General features: G+C 65.7%; 27 protein-coding genes. 12 read left to right on the forward strand and 15 right to left on the reverse strand.

Annotation, left to right across the window (positions count from 1 at the left end):
• The first annotated feature begins 156 nt into the window (after positions 1 to 156).
• Both ACIBJI_RS28620 and ACIBJI_RS28625 read left to right on the forward strand, forming a co-directional pair.
• Positions 157 to 1,728, forward strand: coding sequence for a succinic semialdehyde dehydrogenase (locus tag ACIBJI_RS28620; RefSeq protein ID WP_364347750.1), 1,572 nt, complete (start codon positions 157 to 159; stop codon positions 1,726 to 1,728).
• A gap of 43 nt (positions 1,729 to 1,771) precedes the next feature.
• Positions 1,772 to 2,602: an SDR family NAD(P)-dependent oxidoreductase gene (locus tag ACIBJI_RS28625; RefSeq protein ID WP_364347747.1), complete on the forward strand. Its 831-nt coding sequence runs from the start codon at positions 1,772 to 1,774 to the stop codon at positions 2,600 to 2,602.
• A gap of 59 nt (positions 2,603 to 2,661) precedes the next feature.
• Here ACIBJI_RS28625 and ACIBJI_RS28630 read toward each other — a convergent pair whose 3' ends face one another.
• Together ACIBJI_RS28630 and ACIBJI_RS28635 are read right to left on the reverse strand one after the other, a co-directional pair.
• Positions 2,662 to 3,462, reverse strand: coding sequence for a putative protein N(5)-glutamine methyltransferase (locus tag ACIBJI_RS28630; protein ID WP_364347744.1), 801 nt, complete (start codon positions 3,460 to 3,462; stop codon positions 2,662 to 2,664).
• Between the two features lie 101 nt (positions 3,463 to 3,563).
• A complete protein-coding gene (locus tag ACIBJI_RS28635; RefSeq protein ID WP_364347741.1) occupies positions 3,564 to 4,406 on the reverse strand; it encodes a YdcF family protein in 843 nt (280 codons plus the stop codon).
• Between the two features lie 236 nt (positions 4,407 to 4,642).
• Between ACIBJI_RS28635 and ACIBJI_RS28640 the strand changes: the two genes are divergently transcribed.
• Positions 4,643 to 5,497, forward strand: coding sequence for a bifunctional 5,10-methylenetetrahydrofolate dehydrogenase/5,10-methenyltetrahydrofolate cyclohydrolase (locus ACIBJI_RS28640; RefSeq protein WP_364347738.1), 855 nt, complete (start codon positions 4,643 to 4,645; stop codon positions 5,495 to 5,497).
• 233 nt (positions 5,498 to 5,730) lie between these two features.
• Here the strand turns inward: ACIBJI_RS28640 and ACIBJI_RS28645 are convergent, their stop codons facing one another.
• Positions 5,731 to 6,213 carry a MarR family transcriptional regulator gene (locus ACIBJI_RS28645; protein WP_364347735.1) on the reverse strand — a complete coding sequence of 161 codons (483 nt, stop codon included), beginning with the start codon at positions 6,211 to 6,213 and terminating at the stop codon, positions 5,731 to 5,733.
• A gap of 81 nt (positions 6,214 to 6,294) precedes the next feature.
• On the opposite strand from ACIBJI_RS28645, the gene ACIBJI_RS28650 reads away from it, so the two are divergent.
• Complete coding sequence (locus ACIBJI_RS28650) at positions 6,295 to 8,055, forward strand: ABC transporter ATP-binding protein (protein WP_364347732.1); 1,761 nt, start codon at positions 6,295 to 6,297, stop codon at positions 8,053 to 8,055.
• Between the two features lie 27 nt (positions 8,056 to 8,082).
• On the opposite strand, the gene ACIBJI_RS28655 is transcribed toward ACIBJI_RS28650, so the two are convergent.
• Complete coding sequence (locus ACIBJI_RS28655) at positions 8,083 to 8,493, reverse strand: helix-turn-helix domain-containing protein (RefSeq protein WP_364347730.1); 411 nt, start codon at positions 8,491 to 8,493, stop codon at positions 8,083 to 8,085.
• A gap of 67 nt (positions 8,494 to 8,560) precedes the next feature.
• Here ACIBJI_RS28655 and ACIBJI_RS28660 point away from each other — a divergent pair, with 67 nt between their 5' ends.
• Positions 8,561 to 9,469: an NADP-dependent oxidoreductase gene (locus ACIBJI_RS28660; protein ID WP_364347727.1), complete on the forward strand. Its 909-nt coding sequence runs from the start codon at positions 8,561 to 8,563 to the stop codon at positions 9,467 to 9,469.
• A gap of 3 nt (positions 9,470 to 9,472) precedes the next feature.
• Here the strand turns inward: ACIBJI_RS28660 and ACIBJI_RS28665 are convergent, their stop codons facing one another.
• The 3 genes from ACIBJI_RS28665 to ACIBJI_RS28675 form a co-directional block, all read right to left on the reverse strand.
• Complete coding sequence (locus ACIBJI_RS28665) at positions 9,473 to 10,891, reverse strand: hypothetical protein (protein WP_364347724.1); 1,419 nt, start codon at positions 10,889 to 10,891, stop codon at positions 9,473 to 9,475.
• Positions 10,892 to 11,024: 133 nt separating this feature from the next.
• A complete protein-coding gene (locus ACIBJI_RS28670; RefSeq protein WP_364347721.1) occupies positions 11,025 to 11,777 on the reverse strand; it encodes a L,D-transpeptidase in 753 nt (250 codons plus the stop codon).
• Positions 11,778 to 11,942: 165 nt separating this feature from the next.
• The gene (locus ACIBJI_RS28675; protein ID WP_397086685.1) at positions 11,943 to 12,575 is read right to left on the reverse strand and encodes a cyclodeaminase/cyclohydrolase family protein; all 633 of its coding nucleotides are present in this window, start codon (positions 12,573 to 12,575) and stop codon (positions 11,943 to 11,945) included.
• Positions 12,576 to 12,692: 117 nt separating this feature from the next.
• Between ACIBJI_RS28675 and ACIBJI_RS28680 the strand changes: the two genes are divergently transcribed.
• On the forward strand, positions 12,693 to 13,733 hold the full coding sequence (locus tag ACIBJI_RS28680) for an LLM class F420-dependent oxidoreductase (RefSeq protein ID WP_364347716.1): 1,041 nt from the start codon (positions 12,693 to 12,695) through the stop codon (positions 13,731 to 13,733).
• Between the two features lie 186 nt (positions 13,734 to 13,919).
• Here ACIBJI_RS28680 and ACIBJI_RS28685 read toward each other — a convergent pair whose 3' ends face one another.
• The 7 genes from ACIBJI_RS28685 to mftR all read right to left on the reverse strand — a co-directional run bounded on the left by ACIBJI_RS28685 (position 13,920) and on the right by mftR (position 19,915).
• Positions 13,920 to 14,312, reverse strand: coding sequence for an STAS domain-containing protein (locus tag ACIBJI_RS28685; protein WP_364347714.1), 393 nt, complete (start codon positions 14,310 to 14,312; stop codon positions 13,920 to 13,922).
• Positions 14,313 to 14,337: 25 nt separating this feature from the next.
• Entirely contained in the window at positions 14,338 to 16,677 is a 2,340-nt protein-coding gene (locus ACIBJI_RS28690; protein ID WP_396955512.1) for a SpoIIE family protein phosphatase, read from the reverse strand.
• Between the two features lie 165 nt (positions 16,678 to 16,842).
• The gene (locus ACIBJI_RS28695) at positions 16,843 to 17,481 is read right to left on the reverse strand and encodes a SpoIIE family protein phosphatase (RefSeq protein WP_364347710.1); all 639 of its coding nucleotides are present in this window, start codon (positions 17,479 to 17,481) and stop codon (positions 16,843 to 16,845) included.
• Entirely contained in the window at positions 17,474 to 17,899 is a 426-nt protein-coding gene (locus ACIBJI_RS28700) for an ATP-binding protein (RefSeq protein WP_040691752.1), read from the reverse strand. The genes ACIBJI_RS28695 and ACIBJI_RS28700 overlap by 8 nt, the downstream gene beginning before the upstream one ends.
• Entirely contained in the window at positions 17,877 to 18,266 is a 390-nt protein-coding gene (locus ACIBJI_RS28705) for an STAS domain-containing protein (RefSeq protein ID WP_327098425.1), read from the reverse strand. Before ACIBJI_RS28705 ends, ACIBJI_RS28700 begins: the two co-directional genes overlap by 23 nt.
• 12 nt (positions 18,267 to 18,278) lie before the next feature.
• Complete coding sequence (locus tag ACIBJI_RS28710) at positions 18,279 to 19,187, reverse strand: STAS domain-containing protein (RefSeq protein ID WP_040691747.1); 909 nt, start codon at positions 19,185 to 19,187, stop codon at positions 18,279 to 18,281.
• 74 nt (positions 19,188 to 19,261) lie between these two features.
• The gene (gene mftR, locus ACIBJI_RS28715) at positions 19,262 to 19,915 is read right to left on the reverse strand and encodes a mycofactocin system transcriptional regulator (RefSeq protein ID WP_397086687.1); all 654 of its coding nucleotides are present in this window, start codon (positions 19,913 to 19,915) and stop codon (positions 19,262 to 19,264) included.
• 67 nt (positions 19,916 to 19,982) lie between these two features.
• On the opposite strand from mftR, the gene mftE reads away from it, so the two are divergent.
• Both mftE and mftD read left to right on the forward strand, forming a co-directional pair.
• On the forward strand, positions 19,983 to 20,711 hold the full coding sequence (mftE, locus tag ACIBJI_RS28720) for a mycofactocin biosynthesis peptidyl-dipeptidase MftE (protein WP_396955514.1): 729 nt from the start codon (positions 19,983 to 19,985) through the stop codon (positions 20,709 to 20,711).
• Complete coding sequence (mftD, locus tag ACIBJI_RS28725; RefSeq protein WP_364347699.1) at positions 20,708 to 21,901, forward strand: pre-mycofactocin synthase MftD; 1,194 nt, start codon at positions 20,708 to 20,710, stop codon at positions 21,899 to 21,901. Before mftE ends, mftD begins: the two co-directional genes overlap by 4 nt.
• Positions 21,902 to 21,910: 9 nt before the next feature.
• Here the strand turns inward: mftD and ACIBJI_RS28730 are convergent, their stop codons facing one another.
• Positions 21,911 to 22,381 (reverse strand): MarR family transcriptional regulator, encoded by a 471-nt coding sequence (locus tag ACIBJI_RS28730; protein WP_364347696.1) that lies wholly within the window; start codon positions 22,379 to 22,381, stop codon positions 21,911 to 21,913.
• 255 nt (positions 22,382 to 22,636) lie between these two features.
• Between ACIBJI_RS28730 and ACIBJI_RS28735 the strand changes: the two genes are divergently transcribed.
• The 4 genes from ACIBJI_RS28735 (at position 22,637) to ACIBJI_RS28750 (ending at position 26,129) form a co-directional block, all read left to right on the forward strand.
• Complete coding sequence (locus ACIBJI_RS28735; protein WP_397086690.1) at positions 22,637 to 24,313, forward strand: fumarate hydratase; 1,677 nt, start codon at positions 22,637 to 22,639, stop codon at positions 24,311 to 24,313.
• 187 nt (positions 24,314 to 24,500) lie between these two features.
• Complete coding sequence (locus tag ACIBJI_RS28740) at positions 24,501 to 24,902, forward strand: hypothetical protein (protein ID WP_364347690.1); 402 nt, start codon at positions 24,501 to 24,503, stop codon at positions 24,900 to 24,902.
• A gap of 30 nt (positions 24,903 to 24,932) precedes the next feature.
• Positions 24,933 to 25,232 (forward strand): hypothetical protein, encoded by a 300-nt coding sequence (locus ACIBJI_RS28745; protein WP_364347687.1) that lies wholly within the window; start codon positions 24,933 to 24,935, stop codon positions 25,230 to 25,232.
• 294 nt (positions 25,233 to 25,526) lie between these two features.
• Positions 25,527 to 26,129, forward strand: a complete 603-nt coding sequence (locus tag ACIBJI_RS28750) for a D-alanyl-D-alanine carboxypeptidase family protein (RefSeq protein ID WP_396955518.1) — start codon at positions 25,527 to 25,529, stop codon at positions 26,127 to 26,129.
• Positions 26,130 to 26,131 lie beyond the last annotated feature (2 nt).

A 26,131-nucleotide genomic window follows, 5' to 3' on the forward strand; every position in this document is an offset into this window, starting at 1 on the left:
CTCACAACTCGAAGCCTGACCCGTCTGTGTCCCACACCCGACAGCTTGACATGAGGTGCGGCACCGGCATTAATCTAACACTAGTGTTCAGGAAATGGCTGAACTCGGCTTACCGCCTCGTCCAGCACAGGCGCCCGACCCAGGAGAGGGCCGACAATGACGACCGCCCGCCAGCTGACCGAACCGACGGCCCTGCCCGCGGCCCTGGTGCAACCCCTGCTGAATCGTGCGATCGCGGGCGGTGCCCCCGCGGTGGAGGTGTTTGCGCCCGCGACCGGACACAAGATCGCGGACCTGCCGCAGTCCGCTACCGGCGACATCGAAACGGCCTTCGCGACCGCGCGCACCGCGCAGCAGGAATGGGCGCGGCGCTCGGTCCGCGAGCGGGTCGCGGTGCTGCGGAAATTCCACGACATCGTGCTGGCCGAACAGCACACCATCCTCGATATTGTGCAGACCGAGACCGGTAAATCGCGCGCGCACGCCTTCGACGAGGTCGGGGATGTCGCGGTCAATGCCAGGTACTACGCGTCGGTCGCGAACAAGCTGTTGGCCCCCCGCAAGCCGCGCGGAGTGCTGCCGGTATTGACCCAGGTCGATGTGCGGCATCGGCCCAAGGGCGTGGTCGCGGTGATTTCGCCCTGGAACTATCCGCTGGCCCTGGCGGTCTCCGACGCCCTGCCCGCATTGGCCGCCGGAAATGCCGTGGTCGCGCGCCCGGATAACCAGACTGCGCTGACCGCACTATGGGCCATCGATGCCGCCGAGCGCGCCGGGCTGCCGCGCGGACTCTGGCAGGCGGTGCTCGGTCGGGGTTCGGTTATCGGCGGTGAGGTGATCGCGCGCGCCGACTATGTCGACTACACCGGGTCCAGTGCGACCGGCCGGACCATCGCGCAGCAGGCCGGGGCACGGCTCATCGGTTATTCGCTCGAACTCGGCGGCAAGAATCCGCTGCTGGTGCTGGCCGATGCGGATGTGTCCCGGGCGGCCAAGATCGCGATTCGGGCCTGCTTCGCCTCGGCGGGGCAGCTGTGCGAGTCGATGGAGCGAATCTATGTGCACGACAAGGTCTATGACCAGTTCGTCGGCGAATTCATCGAGCATGTGCGGGCGATCGAATTGGGCGGTGCGCTCGATTACGCCAGTGATATGGGGTCTTTGACATTCCAGCGCCAATTGGACACCGTCAGTGCGCATGTCGACGACGCCGTCGCGAAGGGCGCACAGGTGCTGGCGGGCGGCAGGGCTCGTCCCGATCTCGGACCGTATTTCTACGAGCCGACCGTGCTGACCGGAGTGCGTCCCGGGATGACGGTGTATCGCGAGGAGACCTTCGGGCCGGTGGTGTCGATCTATCGGGTCGGCAGCGACGATGAGGCGGTCGAGCAGGCGAATGACACCGCATACGGACTCAATGCGAGCGTCTGGACCAAGGATGCCGATCGAGGCCGCAAGGTAGCCGCGCGCATCAATGCGGGTTCGGTGAATGTGAACGAGGGCTTCATCGCGGCATGGGGGAGTGCGGACGCGCCATCGGGTGGGCTCGGCATTTCGGGTACCGGGCGTCGGCACGGTCCAGAGGGCTTGTTGAAGTACATCGACACCCAGACGATCGCGGTGCAGCGGATGCTCCCGATCGCGCCGCTGCCCGGCATGTCCGAGGAACTGTGGGCGAAGACGATGACGCTGTACTTCGGCGTCATGAAGGCGCTGCGTCAAAAGTAATTGCGCCAGAAGTTATTTCACGAAGAAATCAGGATGAGGACGAATGAAACTGGACACGGTAGCCGATAAGAAGGTCCTGGTCACGGGCGCGGCAATGGGCCTGGGTAAGCGGTTCGCCGAGCGGGCGGTGCGTGAGGGCGCGGCCGCGGTGGTGCTGTGGGATATCAACGAATCCGCATTGAAGGAGACCGCGGTCGAGTTGTCCGGTCGCGGTGTCGCCATTCATCACTATGTGGTCGATGTATCCGCGCAGGACGCCATCGGAGAGGCCGCGGCGGCGGTGCGCGCCGAAGTCGGCGATATCGATATCCTGATCAACAATGCGGGCATCGTGCGCGGCAACAGTTACTTCTGGGAGACCACCGATCGCGCCGATATCGATAAGACGATCGCCATCAATTCCCTTGCGCCGATGTACATTACGCTCGAATTCCTGCCCGCGATGGTGCGCGGCACGGGTGTGGCGCGCGTCTTGACCATCGCGTCCTCGGCGGGTCTGGTTTCCAATCCGCGCATGAGCGTGTACGCGGCCTCGAAGTGGGCGGCGCTGGGCTGGTCGGATTCGGTGCGCATCGAACTCGAACAGGCGGGCCACGACCACGTGCAGATCACGACGGTCTGTCCGACCTACATCAATACCGGAATGTTCGATGGCGCGAAGGGGTTCCTGTTCACGCCGATCCTGGAACAGGACGATGTCGTAGATACCTCGTGGCGGGAAATGAAGGCAGGCACTCCACTTGTGATCCTGCCGTGGACCTCCCGCCTCAACAAGGCGATCTCCGGTCTGCTGCCGATCAAGCTGCGCGATCTGTTCCTGAATTCGGTTGGTGTGTACCACTCGATGGACGAGTTCACCGGGCGCAAGAAGTAGCGGCCTCGGATCGCCCGAGCGGTCGTATCCAGTTCATCGGCGTTGCGTGGTGGCCTGCATCACGTATTCGGCTTGGTGCCGATTACCACGGTGGAGTAGAACTCATCGGATTCGGCGATGCGGCCGGTGAAGCCGTGCGCGGTGAGGACGCTGATCGAGGGCATGGCCTGGGCTTCGGTGGATTCGACCAGCAGGTGGCCGCCCGGCGCGAGCCAGCTGCGGGCGGCAGCGACGACACGGCGGAAGATATCCAGGCCATCGGGACCGCCGTCGAGGGCGGTGCGCGGTTCGTAATCGCGTGCCTCCGGCGGCATCTTGGAGATCATCTCCGATGGCACGTACGGGGTGTTGGCGAGCAAGATATTGATGCGCCCGGACAATTCACGGGGAAGCGGCTCGAAAAGGTCGCCTTCGTAGACGGGCGCGCCGATCGGGGTGAGGTTGCGGCGGGCGCATTCGACCGCCATAGGTTCGATATCGGTAGCGGCGAGTTCTATCTGACGGCCTTCGGCGGCCAGAGTTTTGGCCAGCGCGAGACCCAATGCGCCTGAGCCGCAACATATATCGACGACGAGGGGGTGCGCGGACATGGCGCGAGCGAGTTCGGCGGCCTCGTCGACGAGGAAGACCGTGCGCTGGCGCGGTACGAACACGCCCGGGGCGACCGCGACACGGATGCCGTGGAATTCGGTCCAGCCCAGCAGGTATTCCAGTGGAGTTCCGGAGACCCGTTGGGCGACCAACTCCATGAGATCGGCACCGGTCTCCGTCGCGGCGGCGATGAGCAACCGTGCCTCGTCTTCAGCGAATACACAGCCCGCGGCGCGCAGTTGCGCGACCACATCTCCGGTTGATGTCATCGGAATATCGTGCCGTGTTTGCGGGTGTGGTGGTGGCCGAGCGTGCACTTTTTGCGTTTGTGCCATTTCGGGGCCGAATGTGCACGCTCGGACCGGGTCGCTCAGCGGGTGGTGGCGAGCTGGAATGTCCGCGTGGCGTCCAGGTAGATGCCGCGCTGCGCCTGCCTGCCGGGCGGCGGCAACTGTGATACCAGCTGCTCGAGTGAGGTCATCGCCCCGACCACCTGGGTGCCCGCGACGATGAAATCGGCGACCGCGCGCCGGATGTGGTTGGGCGAGGTGACCACGACCGCGCTGTTCGCGCCGAGATCCCGCAGCATCCTGGTGCTGAAAAGTGCGTTCTGCACCGTAGATCCGGCCCGGCTCTCGACATTGATCCGGGATGCGGGCAGGCCATTGCCGACCAGCCAGGCCCGCATGGCCTCGGCCTCGGTGATCCCGTTCTGTGGATTACCGCCTGTGACGACGATCGGTGAAAGTGGTGAGGCGACCGCCTGCAACCAGGCCGCGGTCAGCCGGTTCACCAATTCGGGGCGCAGCGAACCGTCCGGGAGCAGGCCGTAGCCGAGCACCACGATTCCGGTCTGCGGTCCGACGATCGCGGGCAGCGGATTCGGCAGGGTGGCGATCGCGGCGCCGATCGCGCCGAGCACATTATTGGTGCCCTGGGCCATTGCCGGGTCGGCGGCGGCGAGGCGGGCCAGCGCATCGGCCATGGCGGGCAGGTCACCGGCGTAATGCGACCAGATCGCCTGCAGCGAAAGGGCCTCGGTATCAGCCGGGTCGGCGGCGATCAGCTGTCGAAGTTCGGCGCGTCCGGCGGCATCGTCGCCGTCGGTGAAGGCACGCTGGGCGGAGTTGTAGAGCACGTCGGTTTCCGGCGCCGCGATGGCGGGTGCGCCCGATAGTCCGGTGATGGTCGCGGCTGCGAACGCGGTCGCCACCCATAGTTTCCAATGCCTCGAGATCTTCACTGCAGTCGACACCTTTCCACGCGTGAAACGGGGTATGAGGTCGGTAAGCTGACAGTTAGCCATTGGCGAGCACAATCACAATACGACTGGTAAAGGCCATAAACTGGGAATTGCCAGGCGTTGTTTCCGGCGTTCGGGTAAACCGGGCCGCGCGCAGGACGACCAGCGGAACCAGCCGCGCGGTGCAGCCGATAAGGTGTGACAACGTGGATACCGTTTCGCTGTCCGGCAAGGAACTCGCCGCCGCCATCAACGCCGACACCAAGCAGCGCGCCGCCGCGCTCACCGCGGGCGGAACCGCGCCGCGCCTGGCCCTGATCGTGGCCAATGACGATCCGGCCAGCGCGTGGTACGTGAACTCGCTGCGCAAGGCCGCCGAACGTCTCGGAATCGCTTGCGACACCATCGAACTCGGTGCGGACGCGAGCATCGAGCGGATCCGCGAGGAACTCACCGCCCGCAGCGCGGACAGCGCCATCGATGCGATCATGCTGCAGACGCCGCTGCCCGCCGGTGTCACCCTCGACGATGTCAGCTCCGCCATCGCCGCCGGCAAGGACGTCGATGGCGTCAGCCCGCTCTCCCTCGGCCTGCTCGCCTCCGGCCTCGACGGTTTCGTCCCCGCCACCTCCGAGGCCGTCGTCGAACTACTGAAGCATCACGAAATCCCGCTCGCCGGTCGGCATGTCGCCGTCGTGGGCCGCTCCAATATCGTCGGCAAGCCCCTTGCCCAACTCCTGCTCGCCGAAAATGCCACCGTCACCATCTGTCATTCCCGCACCACCGACCTCCCGGTCGTCACGTCCGCCGCCGATATCGTCGTAGCCGCCGCCGGCCGCATCGGCCTGGTCACCGGCAAACACGTCCGCGCGGGCGCGACTGTCATCGACGTAGGCACCAACGAAGCCCCCGACGGCAAAATCGTCGGCGACGTCGACGCGGAAACCGTCCGCGGCAAAGCCTGCGCCCTCAGCCCCGTCCCCGGCGGCATAGGCCCCGTAACCACCGCCCTCCTCATGCGCCACGTAGTAACCGCCGCCGAAATTTCCCGCTCCGCCTAACACGCACCGCCCCAAGGACTTCGGCACTACGACCTGGCTACCTTGCCCGCAGCCACGGCGTGGATGTCGCGGGGTGACGCTGGCCGGTCCCGATGGTGCGGCTATTCCGGGCGACGATCAACGTCGAGACCGGGCAGGGATGCCTGGCCCGCTATGGGCTAGGTCCGTCTCGGCGGCGATGTCGGTCTGCGCCCTCGCAATCGGACCGGCGGGCGAGGCCGGCATGTCCCAATTCAGCACCGGGGCGGCGGGGAGGTCAACGAGATGTTCGTCCCAGCGGATGGGCCGACCGGCGCCTCCGAATCGAGTGCGGCAAGTAAATCGCGAAGCGTTGTGCGCTGCTGTTCACTCAGGCTGGCAAAGACCTCTTCAGCGGCCGCACGGCGGGCCGCGGCCATCTGCGAGAGCGCGGCTATGCCGGAGTCGGTCAGCGTCACCAGGGTCGAGCGGCGGTTGGTCGGGTCGGGCGCGCGCGTGACCAAGTCCGCGGCTTCGAGCGCATCGACGACGGTGGTGGCCGATCGCGGCACGATGCCCAGGTGCTCGGCGAGTATGGCCATCCGCAGTGGCTCGTCGTGGTGGCCGATAATGCGGAGAGCACGGGCCTGACCTGGGGTAATGCCTAGCGGGGCGAGTCGGGCGACCTGGTTGCGGCGGATGCGTTTCGCGGTGCGCAGGAACAGCTCGGGAAGGTCGGGATCGAGCGCGATATCCATTCGTTGAGCATAACTCATTGTTTTGGGAACAATTATGAGTCATGCTCAGTTTGCTGTAGTAGTCCTCGGAAGGAGGCGCCTATGCGGCCCCCACATCAACTTCGCCGGATCGTCCGGCTGTTTCGTCCGTATCGCGCGCGCTTGGCATTGGTCGCCGCGCTCGTAGGTCTGTCGTCACTGGTCGCGCTGGCATCACCGTTCATGTTGCGCGGCATCCTCGATGACGCCCTGCCACACGGCCGCACCGATCTGCTGACCGTGCTGGCGGCGGGCATGGTCGCGGTGGCCGCACTCACCAGCATCTTCGGCGTGCTCCAGACCTACATTTCCACCGCGGTCGGTCAAGAGGTCATGCACGATCTGCGCGCCGCGGTGTATGCGCAATTGCAGCGAATGCCGTTGTCGTTCTTCACGACTACCCGCACCGGTGAGGTGCAGTCGCGGATCGCCAACGATATCGGCGGCATGCAGTCGACGGTCACCTCGACCGCGACCTCACTGGTCTCGAACTTCACCACCGTGACCGCCTCGGTGATCGCCATGATCGCCCTGGACTGGCGGCTCACCGTGGTCTCACTGGTCATGCTGCCGTTCTTCGTCTGGATCAGCCGCCGCGTCGGCGACGAACGCAGGAAGATCACCGCGCAGCGGCAGCAGAAATTGGCGGGCATGTCGGCGATCGTGGAGGAATCGCTGTCGGTGAGCGGCATTCTGCTCGGGCGCACGATGGGCCGCTCGCCCGCGCTGGTTGCGGATTTCGCGCAGGAGTCGCGTGGGCTGGTGGACCTGGAGATCCGGTCCGGCATGGCCGGACGGTGGCGGCAGTCGACGATTCAGATCGTCATGGCGGCCATGCCCGCGATCGTCTACTGGGCGGCGGGATTGACCGTGGCGGCGGGACATCCGCTGGTTTCGATCGGCACCCTGGTCGCCTTCACGACCTTGCAGACCAGCCTGCTGCGGCCGATGGTGCAACTGCTGTACACCGGCGTGGAGGTGCAGAGTTCCATGTCGCTGTTCGGCCGGATATTCGAATACCTGGATCTGAAGCCGGATATCGAGGAACCGATAACGGCTGTGCCGGTGCCGGATTCGGGCGTCAAGGGCGCGGTCCGCTTCGAGCACGTCGGCTTCACCTATGGAGCCGGGACTCGGGATGTTTTGCAGGACATCGACATCGCCGTCCCCGCCGGGTCCAGCTTGGCAATCGTCGGCGAAACCGGTTCGGGCAAAACCACGCTCGGCTACCTGGTGGCGCGACTCTACGATGTGACATCCGGACGGGTCGAGATCGACGGAATCGATGTGCGCGACTTGTCGTTTGCCGATCTGGCCGCGGCCGTCGGCGTGGTCTCGCAGGAGACCTACCTGTTCCACGCCTCGGTCGCGGACAATCTGCGCTTCGCCAAACCCGATGCGACCGATGAGCAGTTGTACGCCGCGGCGCGGGCCGCGCAGATCCACGACCATATCGCGAGCCTGCCGGACGGTTACGACACGCTGGTCGGCGAACGCGGCTATCGGTTCTCCGGCGGTGAGAAGCAGCGTTTGGCGGTGGCGCGGGTGATTCTGCGCAATCCGCCGATCCTGGTACTCGACGAGGCCACCAGCGCACTGGACAACCGGACCGAGCAGGAGGTGCAGGCCGCCATCGATGCGCTCTCCGAAGGCCGCACCACCATTACCATCGCGCACCGGCTCTCCACCATCCGCGACGCCGACCAGATCGTGGTACTCGACCGCGGCCACATCATCGAACGCGGCACCCACCGCGAGCTCATGGACGCCGAGGGGCGCTACGCGGCCCTGGCATCCGGTGGCGACCTCCTGCACGCCGCCTGACCCACGGCTGAAAGACGCGGGTGGCATTCAGATGGGTTCGGGCTCGGCACGTGTATCGAATTCGTCGCGGGCGGAGAGGATTTCATTGTGGTGCTGCACCGACCAGACCCCCATCGCGTGGCTGAGCTCCCCGAGGCTGGCACCCAGATCGGTCAGTGAGTACTCCACGCGTGGCGGGACGGTGGGATAGACCGCACGGCGGACCAGCCCATCGCGCTCCAGATTGCGCAGCGTGCGGGTGAGCATCTTCTGGGTGATGCCGTCGAGCCGACGTCGCAGATCGTTGAAGCGCACCGGCCCGCCAGCCATGCGCAGCACACCGAGGACCAGCAGCACCCATTTGTCGGCGAGCACCGTCAGCACTTCGCGCGCCGGACAGTTGGTCAGATAGCTCTTGACCAGGTTGTCGGAGCCGGACCAGTCGACAATAGTATCCATCGGGTACCTCGGGATCATTGAAGTGCCTTCTTTCCCTTGGATACTAGGGGACCGCAGAATCGAGGGCATGCTCGCAATCACGCAAAAAACATTCGGTGGTCCCGAGGTTCTGGAAATCGTCGAGGTCGATCGGCCGAGCGCCGGACCTGGCGAGGTGGTGGTGCGGGTCGCCGCCACCGGTATGAATGCGGCGGACTGGAAGCTGCGGTCCGGACTGGTGCGCAAACTCGGGGATCCGCCGTTCACCCTCGGCTTCGATGTGTCCGGGATCGTCGATGCCCTCGGTGCGGGTGTCGAGCAATTCCGGGTCGGCGACGAGGTCTACGGCATGGTGCTCAGCCGGTCCGGCGGCTATGCGGAATACGTTGTGGTGCAGGCGGATTTCCTCGCACCGAAACCGGCGATCCTGGATCACATCCACGCGGCCGCCGTGCCTACGGCAGTGCTGACCGCATGGCAGGGACTTACCGAAGTCGTTGCCGGACAACGGGTGCTGGTGCATGCGGCGGCAGGTGGTGTCGGGCATTTCGCAGTGCAGATCGCGAAGGACCGTGGCGCGTATGTGATCGGCACGGCCCGCGCCGCCAACCACGAATTCCTGCGGGAAATCGGCGCGGATGAGGTGATCGACTACACGACATGCGATTTCGCGGACGCGGTGGGTGATGTCGACGTCATCGTCGATCTCGTCGGCGGTGACTACGGATCGCGTTCGCTACCGGTGCTCGCCGCGGACGGTCGCCTGATCGACGCACAGGGCAATGATGCCGAGGGCGATCCGCGGTACGAGCGGCTGTATGTCAATCCGTCCGGCCGCGATCTGCGCGAGCTGGCCGCCCTGTTCGAGGCGGGCCGGTTGCACGTGGAAATCGATCAGGTGCTGCCGATGGCAGAGGTGGTCAAGGCCCATCACCTGAGCGAATCCGGGCACGTCCGCGGGAAAATCGTACTGGTGCCATGGAATTCGCCGGTATGACCGTCAGGCCGCGCCGATTCCGGTGATGAGTGTCTGGTTGCCCACCCGCGCCGTCGTGACGACCTGAGGTTTGTAGGTGACCGATGTCGAATCGGGCCGGTGCTCGGTAACTTGCACCAGATACTGACCGACGGACGCCCCCGGCGTAATGCTGATGCAGTGGGTGGTCCCGGCCGGAATGCCATCGATGCCCTGTTGAATCGTCCCGGCAGGCGAGACGGATGCATTGGGCACGACGAATTCTCGGGTCGCCGCGCCGGATCGGGTGACGTAATACGCGTACTGGAACGCGAAGATGACGCCCGGTCCGGAATCCATTCCGCCCGCACCGTTGCCGGTGATGGTGTCCCCGACCCGCTCGGCCGGGCACTCCGCGGCGGAGGTGGAGCCGGAGACCGCGACCTGGCTGGGAGTGGAGGAGGCCACCGTCGCCGGTTGCGGATCCGGCCGAATTTGCACGAAAGCCACCACGAGCAGTCCGGCCGCCGCGACCGATCCGACCAGCACAGGCATCCACCGGCGCTTCGATCGATTCCGTCCGGACCGATCGATCATGGCCGCCAAGGCATCCTCATGCCGGAAGTAGTCCGGCGCAGACGGTTTCGACTCTTCGGGCGCTTCCTCGACCCACTCGGACCACTCACTTCGATAGTCGAACTCCTGCCGCGCGGGTCCCCTGTCGTCTGCCTGAATCGGGTGCTGCTCGTATGTGCGCGGAGCGTAATGGTTCGGATCGTGCCAGGCGGCCTCGCCGTGGGCGAACCCCGGATGAATCGGGTTCTGGCGCATCGGATCTCGCTGGAGCGGAGCCCGCCTGGGCGGCTCCTGGGGAACAGGCGTATGCCAGTTCGGCTCTTGCGGGGCGGGAGAGCTCGGGTTTCGGGTGATGGGTGCCTGACGAATCGGGTCCGGCAATGTCAGCGACTGCTGCTCACTGTCCTGCACGGTCGGTGCCTGATGCATCGAGACATGTGGGTCCGGGGCCGGACGCGCGGGAACTTCCTGCACGGGAATATGCGGGATCGGTCCGGTTTGCCTCGGGCCCTGGGGATCCGGAGTTGGGGGATTCGGAGCCGGGAGTTTCGGAGCCTGGCCTCCGGGAACTTGTTGGCCGCGAATGCGCCGGAACGGGTCGGTATTCGTCGGCGCCCGGTCGACCGGTACTCGGGGCGGCGGCCCGGATTGCGTTGCGGCGTGGTCGATCGGAACGCGCCGTAGTGGGCCGGTGTCGATAGGTGCGCCGTCGACCGGAATCCGGGGAATCGGCCCGGTCGGCGCATTGTCTTCGGTGAAGCCGATCCGGTGGAACGGGTTCGGCGGTGCCGGAGTCTGGTATGCCCTCGGCGCACCGAGCGGTTGTTGTGGTGCAGCGCCCGGCGGCGGGCCCGAATTCGCCCGCGAGGTCATATCCGGTCGATCCATCGCCCACCTTCATCGGGTCATACGATCACGTGTGTCTCGCAGTTGTATCAACCCCGGCAGGATACTGCCAGGTTTGCCGCGCGTGACGAAATTGAAGGGAGGTGTCGCGAAGGAAAAACGGATTGATTACGGCTCACCAGTGCACGGTGACCGGATCGCCGACGCCGACGGTCTGGTAGTACCAGGCAGCGTCATCGGGCGCCAGGTTGATGCAGCCGTGGCTGACATTGGCATTGCCCTGCGAATCCACCGACCACGGTGCGGAGTGCACGAAAACCCCGCCCCACGTAAGGCGTTCGGCGTATTCGCCATTGATGACGTAGCCCTCGGGCGAGCTCAGCGGGATCCCGATGGTGCGCGAGTCGAAGACGATGGAACGGAACTTTTCCAGCACCGGGAACGTACCTGTCGGTGTCTCGTGGCCAGGCTTGCCCATGGATGCGGGCACCGACCGCGCGACTGCTCCGCCGATGTTCACGGTGAAGGTATGCGCCGACATATCGGCGTCGGCGACCACGCCCGCATTGGTGCGGAACTCCGTGCGCGCGTTACCGACCTGCACCGAGATCGGCGCCCGGGCTGGCAGGAAACTTGTTGGCGTCCAAGTCAGTTCACGATCATTTGCCCAGGATAAGGCTCCAGGCAGCGGCTCGGTGGCTCGAATATCGACCAGTCGTTCGGCTCGGTCGCGGTTGGCGACCGGATTGGCGAATCGAATCGTCACCGGTGCCGCGATCCCGACTTCCTGGCCTGCCGACGGGGTAATCGTCGCGACGACGTCGGCGCTTGGTTTGAGGATCGTAGTGGCGAATGCCGTTCCGGACCCGAAGGCCCCCAAGGCGACGATCGTGGTCGCGAGGAACAGGTATCTGAGTGCGCTCCGCATTGTCCACCCCTTCACGCTGGTGTGGGACGCAGAAATCCAGTCTAGGACTTCATGATCAACTCGACGTACCGGTTCTGTAACGGCCGTCCAAGTCCACAGTTCTTTCGTATAGGGGCGACATACCCGGCATGAAACCGAACAAACGATCCGACCGGTCGGTCGATTTCAGCTGCGTACGGCATGCAAAACGTCCGCGTGCAATGCGTCCGCACGGGCAGTGATCTCGTCGACGCGGATCAGCACCGCCGCGAACTTATCGCCCTGTTCGGCGCTGAGCGAGCGGACGTTTATTTCGATATTGAGCTGCGAACTGGTGGCCGCGGCCCGTGCCGCGTCGGCGGCGGCGCCGATATCGGTGACCACATTGGGATTGCCGATCGGCAGCAGTTCGGTGGCGAGAGAGAGCACCTCGTCGGCCTCGTCGAGGACCGCGGCGGGCACCCGGGCCGCCTCGAGCAGTGCGGCGGCAATGGCATCGCTGCGGGCAGCGACCTGCTCCGGGGAATCCTTCGACAACTTGTAGGCGTTGCCGACGGCGGTGAATGCCGCCGCGTCGGCATCGGCCAGGGCCAGCGCGCGCTCGCGGGCCGCGTCGGCCGCCTCGATGATCCGGTCGATGACCGGCCGGTGCTCGGCGTCCTTGGCGCGGGTGGTGTAGCGCGCGACCATCGCGACCAGCGCGGCGCCCTGTGCGGCGTGCAATGCGGCGACGGCACCGCCGCCTGGTGCGGGCACCTTCGCGGCCAGGTCGGTCAGGTACTGCGCGAGGGTGGCCTCAGCGAAGGCGGGCTGCGACACGTCGGGTGGCCTTTCGTTTTCCTGCGACGACAGTGGAGAACTACGGCGAATACGCTACCGCTCGCACCGAGGTGGCCGGTGCGCGGCCGGTGCGTAGCTGCGGTTATGTTGAGTGCTATGCGGATCGGATTGAGCATCAACTACTCGGGTGGCTTCAAAGAGGCGGCCGCCGAGGTGGCCGACCTCGAAAAGGCCGGACTCGACATCGTGTTCGTGCCGGAGGCCTACTCGTTCGACGCGGTGAGCGCGCTCGGATATCTGGCGGCCAAGACCACCCGGCTGCAGCTGGCCTCGGGCATCCTGCAGATCTACACCCGTACGCCCAGCCTGACCGCCATGACCGCCGCCGGGCTGGACTTCGTCTCCGACGGGCGCTATGTCCTCGGCCTCGGCGCCTCGGGCCCGCAGGTGATCGAGGGCTTCCACGGCGTCCCCTATGACGCACCCATCGGACGGACCAGGGAACTGGTGGAGATCTGCCGCAAAGTGTGGCGTCGCGAGCGGCTGGAGTACCAGGGTAAGTACTATCAGATCCCGCTGCCCGCCGATCGGGGCACGGGCCTGGGCAAACCGCTCAAGCTGATCAATCACCCAGTGCGCGAACGCATTCCGGTGCTGCTGGCCGCGCTCGGGCCGAAGAATGTGGAGCTGGCCGCGGAAATCGCCGAGGGTTGGCAGCCGATCTTCTTCGTACCGGAGAAGGCCAAGGAAATCTGGGGCGAATCGCTGGATGCCGGTCTGGCCAAGCGTGATCCGATCCTCGGCGAGCTCGACGTCTACGCCGGCCCCGCACTGGCCATCGGTGAGAATGTCACGCCGCTACTGGAATTCGTGAAACCGCATCTGGCGCTCTACATCGGCGGCATGGGCGCCAAGGGCAAGAACTTCTATCACACGCTGGCCACCAAGTACGGCTACGGCGCCGAGGCGGACCGGATCCAGGAGCTGTACCTGGCGGGTAGGAAGGAAGAGGCCGCCAAGGTGGTCCCGGACGATCTGGTTCGGGATATCTCGCTGGTCGGCCCGGCCGGATTCGTGAAGGAGCGGGTCGCCGCATTCCGCGCGGCGGGTGTCACGGTGCTGAATGTGGTGCCGATGGCGGCGACCGCGGCCGAGCGGGTCAAGCTGATCGAGCAACTGCGCGAACTCTGTGTCTAATACGCAGCGCCTGCGGCGCTGCGTATTCGCGGCCCCCTAGTGTCTCGAGGCCGAGCGGTCGAGACTCGCGACTTTCGTCGCATGCGCTTCGACCGCTCGGCCTCGAGACGGGCCGCGAACGTCGCTCGTAAGACTCGCTCCGTGACGGTCAGGTGATCGGAAAGGGTTCGGGTTGAATCGGGTGCGCTACCGGATCGAGGCCAGCGCCTCGGCCAGGGTGGTGTGCAGTGCGAACACCTGATCGAGGCTCGTCATCTTCAGCTGCCGACTGGTGGCCGGACCGTCCGCGACCACCACGATGGTCGTTGTGTCGCCCGCGCGCTGATGCGCCGCGACCAGGGTCGCCATACCCGCCGAGGCGAGGAAGCTGACACCGGTCAGGTCGATGATCAGGACCGCCGGTTTGCCGGTCAGGATGGCCTCGATGGTGTTCTCCAGCGCTGGCGCGGTCGCCAGATCGACCTCGCCGGAAACCGTGAGCACGGTCGCGCCATCGTGTGCCTCGACTGTGGTGGCCATCGTGTCCGCCAAGGGATACGCGTCTCCGGAGTTGTTTGTCACATCATCACAATCTGCCATGAACCCGCCTTTCGCGCTGCATTCCTCAGCCAGAAATCTGGCGGTTCGTGCCACGCAGTGGGTTCGCTACGGGGGATTTGATCGCGGGCAACGTTACCGACATGCGGACGCGGGTGCCCACCCCGCTGTGGTCTATCTCCAATTCTTCCGTCAATGCCCGCATCATGTCGATGCCGCGTCCGCGCGGCCCCGGATCGGCGGAGCGTGGTTTCCACGTTCCGGAGTCGGCGACCAGAATGACGACCTTTTGGGTATCACATTCGGCGGTCAGTTCGACGAGTCCAGGATCGGTGGTGGCCGCCTCGGCGCTGGTGGCACGGCCGAGCAATTCGGCCGTGGAGCTGATCGCGCGGGTGACCGGGCCGCCGCCATTGCGGTAAGCGTGCTCGATGCTGTTGCTACAGGCCTCGTTCGCCGCGGCGATCAGGTCGGAGGCGAGATCGTGCGGTACCGCGGCGGTGGCGAGCCAGGCCTTGAGCCGCTTGCGCATGGCCGAGAGCTGATCTGGATTGGCCGGAATCTCGAGCCGCAGCGGTGCCGGGGGTTGCCGGTAGACCACCATGGCGACGTCATCGTCGTAGCCCGCCGCCGGACGTAGTCGCGAGAGCACGGCATCGGCGACCTCGCGCGGCAGCTTGCCTGCGGTATCGGCGAGCACCCCCGAGATCTTCGCGAAACTGTCATCGATATCGACGCCGCGCTGTTCGACCAAGCCGTCGGTGAACAACACCAGCGTCGAACCCGGTGTGAGCGCTGTGGTGGCTTCGGGACGTCGTGGCGTATCGAAGGTTGCCAGCGGTACCGCACGGCCGCCCTCGAGTAATCGGCCGGGCTGACCGACGTCGGCCAGAATCGGCGGCATGTGTCCAGCGCTGCTGTAGCGGACCAATCCGCGCACCGGATCGAGGACGGCCGCGCAGACCGTCGTGCACATCGCGCCGGGAATCCGACCCGCGACGGTATCGAGTTCCGCGATCAGCTGCGCCGGGCCCGCACCGCGCAGCAGCAGAGCCCGTGCGGCCGTACGCAATTGGCCCATCACGACGGCCGCGGACAGACCACGTCCGACACAATCGCCGACCACGACGCCGATGGTGCCGTCGCGCAGCGGAACCACGTCATACCAGTCGCCGCCGATCTCCAGCGGCGGCAGCGCGGGCTCGTAATGCACCGAGAACCGCGGCGGCAGTTCGATCGGACCGAGCATGGCGCGCTGCAGCGTCAGCGAGGTCGAGCGCGCCTGATCGAAGTTGCGCGCCCGTTGCACCGCCAGGCTGAGATGGCCGATGAGCAGCGAGAACAATGTCCAGTCGGCAGCGCTGATGGCGCGCGGCGCGGCGAAGCGCAGCCACAGCGCCGCATCACCTGTCTCGCCGAGCGGTGCGACGATGCCCTCGGAACTCTCAGTGCTCTCCGGAATCGCGAACAGGCTGCGCGCCGGACGGCGGCGAGCCCGATCCAGTAGCGCCCGCGCACGGGCGTCGAGCACCGATCCCTCCGGAACACCCTCGGCCCCCGAGACATACGTCTCCGGCCCGGTATTGCGGTTGGGCCACACCATCACCACCGCGGTTTCCGCGCCGACGGTCCGTCGCAGTTCGTCCAGCCCGACGGCGAGCACTTCCACCACGCTCGTCGCCGCGCCGACCGCGGTGGCCAGTCGCGACGCCGCCTGATCGCGGGCCTGCGCATCGTGTTCGGCGGTGACATCGCGGATGGTGCCGACGAAGATCTGCTCGTACTTCTCCGGTTCGACCATCGCACTGGTGCTCACCGCCAGCCAGACAGTGCGACCGTCGCGATGCTTGACCGGAATCACGAATCGCTGTGCCTCGCTACCGAGATCGGGATAGCGGGGCCCTTCCGGCGTCGACCACGGATGCGGCAGCGGGAACGGAAGTTCCGATGCGCCGTAGCCGGTCAGCGCGCCGAAGGCGGAGTTGACCTCGATGATGGTGCCGCGCGCATCGGCGACGAAGAAGCCGTCCTGCAACGACTCCACCAGAGCGGTGCGAAAGGCGTCGCGCCCCGCGAGATCGTCGATGCGCGAACGCTGTTGTTCGGCGCGGCGGGTGCCGTCGATATAGCCGCGAGTTGCGATGTCCAGGGCGGCGAGGGTCTGCAGCAGGAATTCGAGTGCGGTCTCGGCGGGTTTGGGGGATTCGTCGGCTGCCGCGGTGCCCGATTCCGTGGCTTGCACCACACGGTAGTGGTTTTCGGTGAGATCGAGCAGGCTGATGCCCTCGACGAGAGCGCGGCGGCCCAGTTCGTAACCCTCGCCGAGACTCGCCTGCGACGGTGAGTGCAGATGCCGCCGTAGCGCATCCGAGTAGTCGTCGAGAAATGCGGCAAGTGCCGCGCTCATGTCTCCGCCTCGCTAGCGCTCGGCTCCGCCATGACCGCGTTGGCGGCTGCGCCTTTTGTTCGCTCGCTCCGCTCGCTCATGTCTCCGCCTCGCTAGCGCTCGGCTCCGCCATGACCGCGTTGGCGGCTGCGCCTTTTGTTCGCTCGCTCATGTGCATTCCGCCGTTCACGCTGGTGCCTCCAATACGCCGCCCCGGTGGCGGGCCGCGAGCGCCAATGCGTCATCGGTGTCCTTGGCATGCCTGGCCAGGATTTCGGCGGTGATCTCGGCGGTGGATTTGGACGGATCGATGCCGCTGTCAGCGGATTCGGTGACGATGCCGTCGGTCGACATCAGCAGCAGATCACCAGGACGCACCGGAACGGTCTGCACCTGTAGGTTCTGGGGTAGTCGATAGCCGACGATGCCAGCGGTCATCAGGACCGTCGCGCGCATGGTGAGCCCGACCGGGCCCGCGGTCAGAATCCGGCAATCGACATTGCCGACGCCGAGCCAGTGCACCGTATCGGCTGCGCCGAACAGCGCCAAAGACACTGCCGCGCCTCGGGTGTCGGCCATGGCCCGATGACACAGCACCATCAACACGTCCAGCGGTTCGGCGCGGTTCTCCGAGAGCACCTGCGCGGCGCGATCGGCGGCGTCCGCGGCCGCCGAGCCGTGGCCGAGGCCGTCGAGGACGGCGAAGAGCACCGCGCCGCCGCCCGCGTCGAGGACCACGCCGCGATCACCGGAGACCCGCTGACCGGGCAGGGCACGGCCGGCCACCGCCCATTCGATCCGGCCGATGATCCCGTCCTCATGCACCGTTGGGTACCCACTTCCACATCTCCACCAACGTGCCGCGACCAGGTGCCGAATCAACGGTGAGCCGGTCCATCAGCCGGCGCGCGCCGGGCAGGCCGAGTCCGAGCCCGCGGCCGGTGGAGTACCCGTCGTCGAGTGCGCGGGCGATATCGAGGATGCCGGGGCCCTGGTCCTCGGCCTGGACGACCAGCGCCTGGCGACCCTCCCGGTCATCGACCAGCAAACGTATTTCACCACTGCCCGCGTAACTGGTTATGTTGCGGGCGATCTCGGAGATCGCCGTCGAGATCATGGTCATATCTGTCAGAGAAAATCCGAGCTTGGCCGCCAGCTCACGTCCGGCTTGACGTGCGATCACGATGTCACCCGACACCCTGACCGCGATCACCAAGTTCTCAGCGGCCACTGTCACGACCATCTCGCTGGCGGCGGGCCGGAGCCATGCGATTCAGCCACGCCAAGCCCTCTTCCAGGTCGAGGGCGGTGTGCATATCCTCGAAGGTGAGGCCCAACTGCACCATGGCGAACGCGACTTCGGGCTGTAATCCGACGATGACCGTTTCGGCACCGCGGAGCTGCGTCATGTGCGCGATGGTACGCAGCGATCTGGCCGCGAACGAGTCCATGACATCGATCGCGGTGACGTCCACGATGATCCCGTGTGCCCGGTATCTGCTGACCTGTTTCATCAGGTCGTCCTGGAGACGTTCGGTATCCGCGTCGGTCAGGGCTGACTGGACCGACGCGATTAGATAGGTACCTTGTTTGAGGATCGGAACCGGCATAGGGGGGCCCGATCAGCGCCCATCGCGCTCGGTGAGCATTCGATCCGTGACGCGGGTCACCTCATAGCCGAGTAAGCGTTCGGCCTCTTCGATACCTCCCTGGAGGTCACCGACCGCGTTCATCTTGGACAGGTCGAGGCCGATGGTCACCAGAGTGAGGGCGATCTCGGAGGACAGGCCGGTGATGATCACATTGGCGCCCATCAGGCCGGATGCGTCGACGGTCTGCACCAGGTGGTTGGCAACCGTGGAGTCGATCGCGGGCACACCGGTGATGTCGATGACGACTACCTTCGCGCGATTGGCGCGGATGGCGCGCAGTAGCTGTTCGGTGAGCTGGCGGGCGCGTTGCGAGTCGAGCACACCGATGATCGGGAGGATGAGCAGCTGCTCACGCACCTGCAGCACCGGAGTGGACAGCTCGCGAATGGCTTCCTGCTGCTGGCGGATGACGCGCTCGCGTTCCTGCACGAACGAGATTGCCACGGTGCTCGCGATGCGGTTCGCGGCGGGCTCGTACGCGTCGAGTACAGCGTTGAGCATTTCGAAATCTGCCTGGTATTTCTCGAACAGCGAGCGGGCCAGCACGTCGCGCAGGAGCAGCACGATGCCCAGGACCTCGTCGGTTTCGACGCCTCTGGGAATGATGCGCTCGGACAGGTCGCGTGCGTAGGCCTGCAGCGCTTCGACGCTACCGGTTACGAGCACCTCGACGTAGTTGTCGTACATGGAGGTCGCCTCGGAGAAGATCTCCTCCGGGGTCATCGCGGTCAGTAGTTGAGCTTCGGTGATGCGCCGAGCCCATTCCTCGCGCAGCCCGGTTCGGTTCTGCCGCAGGTGTTCGACCAGCTGCGGAAGCAGGTTGTCGACCGGTCCTACGGGCAGGGAATCCGCCGAAAGGCTCATGGACACCTCGGACATGGAAATTCCAGCCCCTTTCGACGGGATTGTCGGGATAGTCGTGCGTTTCGGCTGCGCGCCGATACCGAGCCTAGTCATACCCCATCCCGGTCGCCGGTGAAACCTGCCGTTAGCTCGATGGTAGATCCGGGATCCTCGGACTGCGGCGCGAATCCACGTGCCAGGGCCGCGAGCACTTGGTCGAGATAGACCGTGAGGTCGGCGTCGGCGCGGGTCAGCCAGGCGTCGAAGGCGGCGCGCGCGGCCGCGAGTGTGGTGCGGCCGACCGCCATCGCGACCAGGTTGTCCTCCGGTACGCCGAGTCGGCGTGCGGCGAATGCGCTCACGGCCCGCTCCCATGCGTCGTAATGCGCGCCCGCGGCGGCGGCCAGTGCCGGATCGCCGCCGAGGAGTTGCATGCGTACGCGTAGTTCGGGCACGTCTTCGGCGCGATATCGGTTGGCGTTCACCACGACTCGGCGCACGGTGGTCATCATCGCAACGTCGTCGGGCACGGTGGCGAAGGCCGCGCGCAGCGCCTCGACCTCGGCGTCGAACTGGTACCAGAGCACCTCCGCCTTGGTGGGGAAGTAACGGAAGAAGGTACGCCCGCTGATACCCGCGGCCGCGGCGATCTGCTCGACGGTGGTTTCGTCGAAGCCCTGTTCGGTGAACAGTCGCATGGCGATCAGTTCGAGTTCGCGCTTGGTTGTGCCGCGTGGACGGCCCCGCACCTTGGCATCTGTCACGACTGTTGATTATGGGCGTCGATCGCAGGATCTTGATTATGTCAGTCACTGACGATAATCTCGCGGCATGGTGGAAAGTGTCGCGGAACACATCGTGGCCGCGCGACTGACCTGGCCGGAGGCCGGGTCGCGCGCGGCTGCGGGTGCGATTCTCGCCGTGCCGGTCGGGGCGACCGAACAGCACGGACCACATCTGCCGCTGTCCACCGATACCGATATCGCGATGGCATTGTGCGCGCGGCTGGCCGAGCTGCGGTCGGATGTGCTCGTCGCGCCGGCGATCCCGTACGGAGCCAGCGGTGAGCATGCGGGTTTCGCGGGCACGCTGTCGATCGGGCAGGCCGCGCTGGAGTTGCTGATCGTGGAGTTGTGCCGGTCGGCCACTGATACTTTCGACCGCATCGTGCTCGTCAACGGGCACGGCGGCAATCTCGAACCGCTACGCAAAGCGGAGGCATTGCTGCGTACCGAATCCCGGGATGTGCGGGTGTTCATGCCGCGCTATCCGGGTGATCCGCACGCGGGCCGCGCCGAAACCTCGATGCAGTTGGCGCTGCGGCCGGATGCGGTGCGGACCGAACGCGCCGTCGCCGGTGATACGAGGCCGCTCGCCGAACTCCTACCCCTGCTGCGCGCCGGGGGAGTCCGCGCGGTGAGCGCCAACGGCGTGCTCGGCGATCCGACGGGCGCGAACGCCGCCGAGGGCACCGCACTGCTCACCCAATTGACCACTGACCTGCATGAACAGATCCGGCTGTGGTGGCCGGTGGCTTCCCCGAAAGGATCCCTCTCGTGAACCCCTGGTTCGAAACCGTTGCCGAGGCGCAGCGGCGTGCAAAGAAACGACTGCCGAAGTCGGTGTACGGCGCACTGATCGCCGGATCCGAGCGCGGCCAGACCATCGACGAAAATCAGCAGGCCTTCACCGAACTCGGCTTCGCGCCGCACTGTGCGGGCCCGATCGGCGACCGCGACCAGTCGACAACCGTATTGGGACAGCAGCTCTCGATGCCGGTGCTGATCTCACCCACCGGCGTGCAGGCGGTGCATCCGGATGGCGAGGTGGCCGTGGCGCGTGCGGCGGCGGCACGCGGGATCGCGATGGGGCTCAGTTCCTTCGCGAGCAAGCCTATCGAGGAAGTCATCGCGGCGAATCCGGCGACATTCTTCCAGCTGTACTGGTGTGGTTCGAAAGATGAGATCCTGCAGCGGATGTCGCGTGCCAAGGCGGCGGGCGCGGTCGGTCTGATCCTGACCCTGGACTGGTCCTTCTCACACGGGCGCGACTGGGGCAGCCCGGTGATTCCGGAGAAGCTCGATTTCAAAACCATGCTGACATTCGCGCCGCAAACGCTGGCGCGACCGCGCTGGCTCGCGACTTATGCTCGCTCCGGCCGCATTCCGGATCTCACCGCGCCGAATATGGCTGTCGGCGACGGTCCCGCGCCCGGCTTCTTCGGCGCCTACGGGGAGTGGATGGGGACCCCCGCACCGGATTGGGCGGATGTGGCGTGGATCTGCGAACAGTGGGGCGGACCGGTCATGCTCAAGGGAGTGATGCGCGTCGACGATGCGCTGCGGGCGGTCGATGCCGGTGTAGCGGCCATCTCGGTGTCCAACCACGGCGGAAACAACCTGGACGGCACGCCCGCCGCGATTCGGGCATTGCCGGTGGTGGCCGACGCGGTCGGATCGCAGATCGAGGTGGTGCTCGATGGCGGCATCCGGCGCGGCAGCGATGTGGTGAAGGCGGTGGCGCTGGGTGCTCGCGCGGTCATGATCGGGCGGGCCTACCTGTGGGGCCTGGCCGCGAATGGGCAGGCCGGTGTCGAGAATGTGCTCGACGTCTTGCGTGGCGGTATTGATTCGGTGCTGCTGGGACTGCGCAAGACCAGCGTCGGCGATCTCGATCGGGGCGATCTGGTGGTGCCGGACGGGTTCGAGCGGGCACTGGGGGTCCCGGACCCAACCGTGCGGTCGGTTTGACCTGGCGGATTATTCGGTGGCCGCGGCTCTTCGATGATGGGCGAGCAGCGTGTCGTAGATATCGGCGAGGGCGGCCAATTGCTGGCGGTCGAGCACATCGACCATATGTCTGCGCACGCTCTGCACATGTGCGGGCGCGGCCGTGGCGAGCACGTCGGCGCCGCGCGGCGTTAGCCGCGCGGCGGTGCGGCGGGCATCGTCGGGAATCGGTTCTCTGGCGACCAGCGCGCGCTTCTCCATCCGAGTGATCTGATGGGACAGCCTGCTCTGCGACCATTCGAGTTTGGCGGCGAGATCGGCGAAGGTGAGTCGATGATCCGGTGCCTCGGCTAGGTAGGCCAGCACCGAGTATTCGACGTAGGTGAGGTTCGACTCGCGGGATGAGTCGCGCCCGACCGCGGCGGCGATGAGGTCCCTGGTGCGCACATATCCCACCCATGCGCGCATTTCGACGTCATCGAGCCAGTGGGGATCGGTCACGAGAGCGCTCCAAACTCTGACATGTCATTGAAATGTCCCGCCGCGTGATGTCGCGCGACAACTGCCAGATCTGAGAGGTAGCACTCGTGGGGTTGAACGTGCAACCTTTTGGTGGGATGCACGAGTGAGGGTTGCCTAAGCAATGGTCGGCCTCTTATTACTGGATACGCTCCTTGTGCTCGTGACCAGCCTGCCGAAGACCTTCCCAAGGCCCCGGCGGTGCGTCAGCCCTGAGACCGAATAAGGAGTGCGTCCGTGACCGCGCCGGATTTCCGCTATTCAGATCTGCTGCCGATCGGCGCCGACGACACCCCGTTCCGGTTGATCACCACCGAGGGCGTCAGCACCTTCGAACACAACGGCCGCACCTTCCTGCAGGTCGAACCCGAGGCATTGCGCCTGCTCACCGCCGAGGCGATGCACGACATCAGCCACTACCTGCGGCCCGCGCATCTTTCGCAGCTGCGCCGGATCATCGATGATCCCGAGGCCAGCGGTAATGACCGCTTCGTCGCGCTCGACCTGCTCAAGAACGTCAACATTTCCGCGGGCGGCATCCTGCCGATGTGTCAGGACACCGGCACCGCCATCGTGATGGGCAAGAAGTCCGAGGGTGTGCTCACCGGTGCTGACGATGCCGAATGGATCAGCCGCGGCGTATTCGACGCCTACACCAAGTTGAATCTGCGCTACTCGCAGCTCGCGCCCATCACCATGTGGGAGGAGAAGAACACCGGCACCAATCTGCCCGCGCAGATCGAGTTGTACTCCACGCCGGGCGATACCGCGCATCCGTCCTACAAGTTCCTGTTCATGGCCAAGGGGGGCGGTTCGGCGAACAAGTCGTTCCTGTACCAGGAGACCAAGGCCGTGCTGAATCCCACGCGCATGCTGGAGTTCCTGGACGAGAAGATCCGTTCGCTCGGTACCGCCGCCTGCCCGCCCTACCACCTCGCGGTCGTAATCGGCGGCACCAGTGCGGAATTCGCGTTGAAGACGGCCAAATACGCTTCTGCGCACTACCTGGACACCCTGCCCACCGAGGGTTCGCTCGCGGCGCATGCCTTCCGCGATGTGGAGCTCGAGGAAGAGGTCTTCAAGCTCACCCAGTCCTTCGGTATCGGTGCGCAGTTCGGCGGTAAGTACTTCTGCCACGACGTGCGCGTGGTGCGCCTGCCCCGGCATGGCGCCAGCTGCCCGGTCGCGATCGCGGTGTCCTGCTCGGCCGACCGGCAGGCGCTGGCCAAGATCACGCCGGAGGGTGTGTTCTTGGAGCAGCTCGAGCGCGAGCCCGCGCACTACCTGCCCGAGCAGACCGATTCCATCCTCGGTGGCGATGTGGTCGAGGTCGACCTGAACCGGCCGATGTCCGAGATTCGCGCCGAACTGTCGAAATACCCGGTGAAGACCCGGCTTTCGCTGACCGGTCCGCTGGTGGTTGCCCGCGATATCGCGCACGCCAAGATCAAGGAGCGCCTCGACGCGGGCGAGCCGATGCCGGAATACCTGCGCGAGATGGCCGTGTACTACGCGGGTCCGGCGAAGACACCCGAGGGCTACGCCTCTGGTTCCTTCGGTCCGACCACCGCGGGCCGGATGGACTCCTATGTCGATCAGTTCCAGGCTGCGGGCGGTTCGTTCGTCATGCTGGCCAAGGGCAATCGCTCCGCACAGGTGACCAAGGCGTGCAAGGAACACGGTGGTTTCTACCTCGGTTCCATCGGCGGGCCCGCGGCGCGACTGGCACTGGACTGCATCAAATCCGTCGAGGTTCTGGAGTATCCGGAGCTGGGCATGGAGGCGGTCTGGAAGATCGAGGTCGAAGATTTTCCGGCATTCATCGTCGTGGACGACAAGGGCAACGACTTCTTCGCGGAAACGCAGAAGCCGATTGCGTTGCGAGTGCGTACCCGTTCGAAGGAACGCGTCTGAACGGTGCTCTGACCTGGCGTTCGGCTGGCAGCGACTGCTTGCGGATCGCTCGAAACGGCAGCCATCAGGGCATGTGTCCGGACACCGGAATGTCACCCCGTTCGCCGGGGTAACAATCCGCCGACGCGAGGCACTCTTAAACGGGGGTACATCGCTGCACCGGTGTCGATGGAGGTCGAGGAGGGCAATGAGTACGTCGTTTCGTATCTCGGAATCCGCCAGCCGTCGGTTGGTCGAACGCGCCGCTCGTGAGGGAACCAGTTCCACCGAACTACTCAACCGCCTGATCCGGGAGGGTTTCGATCAGCTCGACCATCCCGGAATCGTGTTCCGCGGACCCATCTCCGACCGCCGTGCGGCATTGGCCGCCGGTCCGGAGGTGTGGGAAGTCGTTGCGCGCCTACAAGAACTGGACGGTCCGGTGGAACGCCGTATCGCTGTCCTGAGCCAGCAATCCGATCTGCACTCCCGCAAGATCAAGATCGCCATCGCCTACGCCCGGGCGCACGGTCCGGAGATCATCGAACGCATCGACCGCAATCGTGAAGCGGCCGAAGCGATCCGCGGTTCGGAGTCCGTGCGCCCCTGACCCATAGCCGATCGACACCATAAATAGCGGGTGGCTATCGCACATGCATTGCGTGCGGTGAGCCACCCGTTCTGCGTCGGTGTGCCGTGCGGCAGCGGAAAGGCTTGCGGTGCAATAGTGTTGCGCCGTATGTGGGCGATCGTCGGGCGCTGGGTTGCCGATCAGGACGGCGGCTTCGGGATTGTGACGACCGAGTCGTGCGAGGAGTTCGTGGTGCGCGATGCGGTGATCGAGTCCGATGCGCCACTGCATAGCGGGGACCGCGTGTGGCTCGAATTCGTCGACGGTGGGGATTCCGGCGAGGTCATGAAACTCGTGAAGGTGCGGTAGTTTCCGGGTTTCTCGGGAGTTGCTGGCGATTGTTGATCGTGATCCACAACACTGGAATAGATTGTGGACAGGGGGATTTCCGCTGCGACAAATCGGGCGTGGCACAGGATGTTTCGGACATTGGTGATTTATTGTGCTGTGGATATGTGGAAAGCTATGTGAATGACGTCCGTTCGGACAGGGAGGTGTCCTCCCGTTCGCCGGTATGTTGCTAGGGGTGAGCGGCGGCGGGATGTGGGCCGAAGGGGAGGTAGATGCGGGATCCGCGGCCGGGGTGCCGTTACTATCGCTGACATGTCGCCCACGCTTCGTGCCCGGACCCTGCTGGGCGTATCCGCCACGCTGTTCCCGGTGATCGTCGCTGCCGGGCTGTCCATGCCCGCCGCCACGGCCGCGCCAGTGGTACAGGTGGCCAATGCCAGCGGGACCGAGGGGTTGGAGCCGGGGCTCGCCGGCGCGTACACGCTGGCCGAGAATCAGGCGCATGCCGAAGGGGTCGCGCTGTACATCAACTCCGGCTACCGCACACCCGCCGAGCAGCAGGCGCTGTGGGACGACGGGGTGCGGACCTACGGCAGTCCCGAGGAGGCGCGACGGTGGGTGCTGCCGCCCAACGAATCGACGCATGTACAGGGTCGGGCTATCGACGTGGGGCCGCAGGCCGGGGCACAGTGGCTGGAGGCGAATGGGAATCGCTGGGGCCTGTGCCGGATCTATCAGAACGAATGGTGGCATTTCGAACTCGCCACCGCCCCGGGCCGAGCGTGTCCGGCGCTGCGCGCGGATGCGAGCGAGGGCGGTACCGCCCCGGCTCCGTCCGCGCCGATTCCGCCTGTCCTCCCGGCGCTGCCGTCGATCCCGCTCCCGCCGTGGTTGAGCGGATCCTTCGGGCTGTAGTC

Origin of the sequence: Nocardia sp. NPDC050408, assembly GCF_044458905.1 — a bacterium.
In the GTDB taxonomy this organism is placed as follows: Bacteria; Actinomycetota; Actinomycetes; order Mycobacteriales; family Mycobacteriaceae; genus Nocardia.

Excerpts from the sequence above, each read along its gene's own strand:
- ACIBJI_RS28685 (WP_364347714.1), bottom strand. The coding sequence starts at position 14,312 with ATGGCAGATTGTGATGATGTGACAAACAACTCCGGAGACGCGTATCCC.
- ACIBJI_RS28655 (WP_364347730.1), bottom strand. The coding sequence starts at position 8,493 with ATGGATACTATTGTCGACTGGTCCGGCTCCGACAACCTGGTCAAGAGC.
- ACIBJI_RS28680 (WP_364347716.1), top strand. The coding sequence starts at position 12,693 with ATGCGGATCGGATTGAGCATCAACTACTCGGGTGGCTTCAAAGAGGCG.
- ACIBJI_RS28670 (WP_364347721.1), bottom strand. The coding sequence starts at position 11,777 with ATGCGGAGCGCACTCAGATACCTGTTCCTCGCGACCACGATCGTCGCC.
- ACIBJI_RS28690 (WP_396955512.1), bottom strand. The coding sequence starts at position 16,677 with ATGAGCGCGGCACTTGCCGCATTTCTCGACGACTACTCGGATGCGCTA.
- ACIBJI_RS28660 (WP_364347727.1), top strand. The coding sequence starts at position 8,561 with ATGCTCGCAATCACGCAAAAAACATTCGGTGGTCCCGAGGTTCTGGAA.
- ACIBJI_RS28645 (WP_364347735.1), bottom strand. The coding sequence starts at position 6,213 with ATGGATATCGCGCTCGATCCCGACCTTCCCGAGCTGTTCCTGCGCACC.
- ACIBJI_RS28740 (WP_364347690.1), top strand. The coding sequence starts at position 24,501 with ATGAGTACGTCGTTTCGTATCTCGGAATCCGCCAGCCGTCGGTTGGTC.
- ACIBJI_RS28750 (WP_396955518.1), top strand. The coding sequence starts at position 25,527 with ATGTCGCCCACGCTTCGTGCCCGGACCCTGCTGGGCGTATCCGCCACG.
- ACIBJI_RS28665 (WP_364347724.1), bottom strand. The coding sequence starts at position 10,891 with ATGGATCGACCGGATATGACCTCGCGGGCGAATTCGGGCCCGCCGCCG.
- ACIBJI_RS28625 (WP_364347747.1), top strand. The coding sequence starts at position 1,772 with ATGAAACTGGACACGGTAGCCGATAAGAAGGTCCTGGTCACGGGCGCG.
- ACIBJI_RS28620 (WP_364347750.1), top strand. The coding sequence starts at position 157 with ATGACGACCGCCCGCCAGCTGACCGAACCGACGGCCCTGCCCGCGGCC.
- ACIBJI_RS28700 (WP_040691752.1), bottom strand. The coding sequence starts at position 17,899 with ATGGTCGTGACAGTGGCCGCTGAGAACTTGGTGATCGCGGTCAGGGTG.
- ACIBJI_RS28630 (WP_364347744.1), bottom strand. The coding sequence starts at position 3,462 with ATGACATCAACCGGAGATGTGGTCGCGCAACTGCGCGCCGCGGGCTGT.
- ACIBJI_RS28650 (WP_364347732.1), top strand. The coding sequence starts at position 6,295 with ATGCGGCCCCCACATCAACTTCGCCGGATCGTCCGGCTGTTTCGTCCG.
- ACIBJI_RS28705 (WP_327098425.1), bottom strand. The coding sequence starts at position 18,266 with ATGCCGGTTCCGATCCTCAAACAAGGTACCTATCTAATCGCGTCGGTC.
- ACIBJI_RS28710 (WP_040691747.1), bottom strand. The coding sequence starts at position 19,187 with ATGTCCGAGGTGTCCATGAGCCTTTCGGCGGATTCCCTGCCCGTAGGA.
- mftE (WP_396955514.1), top strand. The coding sequence starts at position 19,983 with ATGGTGGAAAGTGTCGCGGAACACATCGTGGCCGCGCGACTGACCTGG.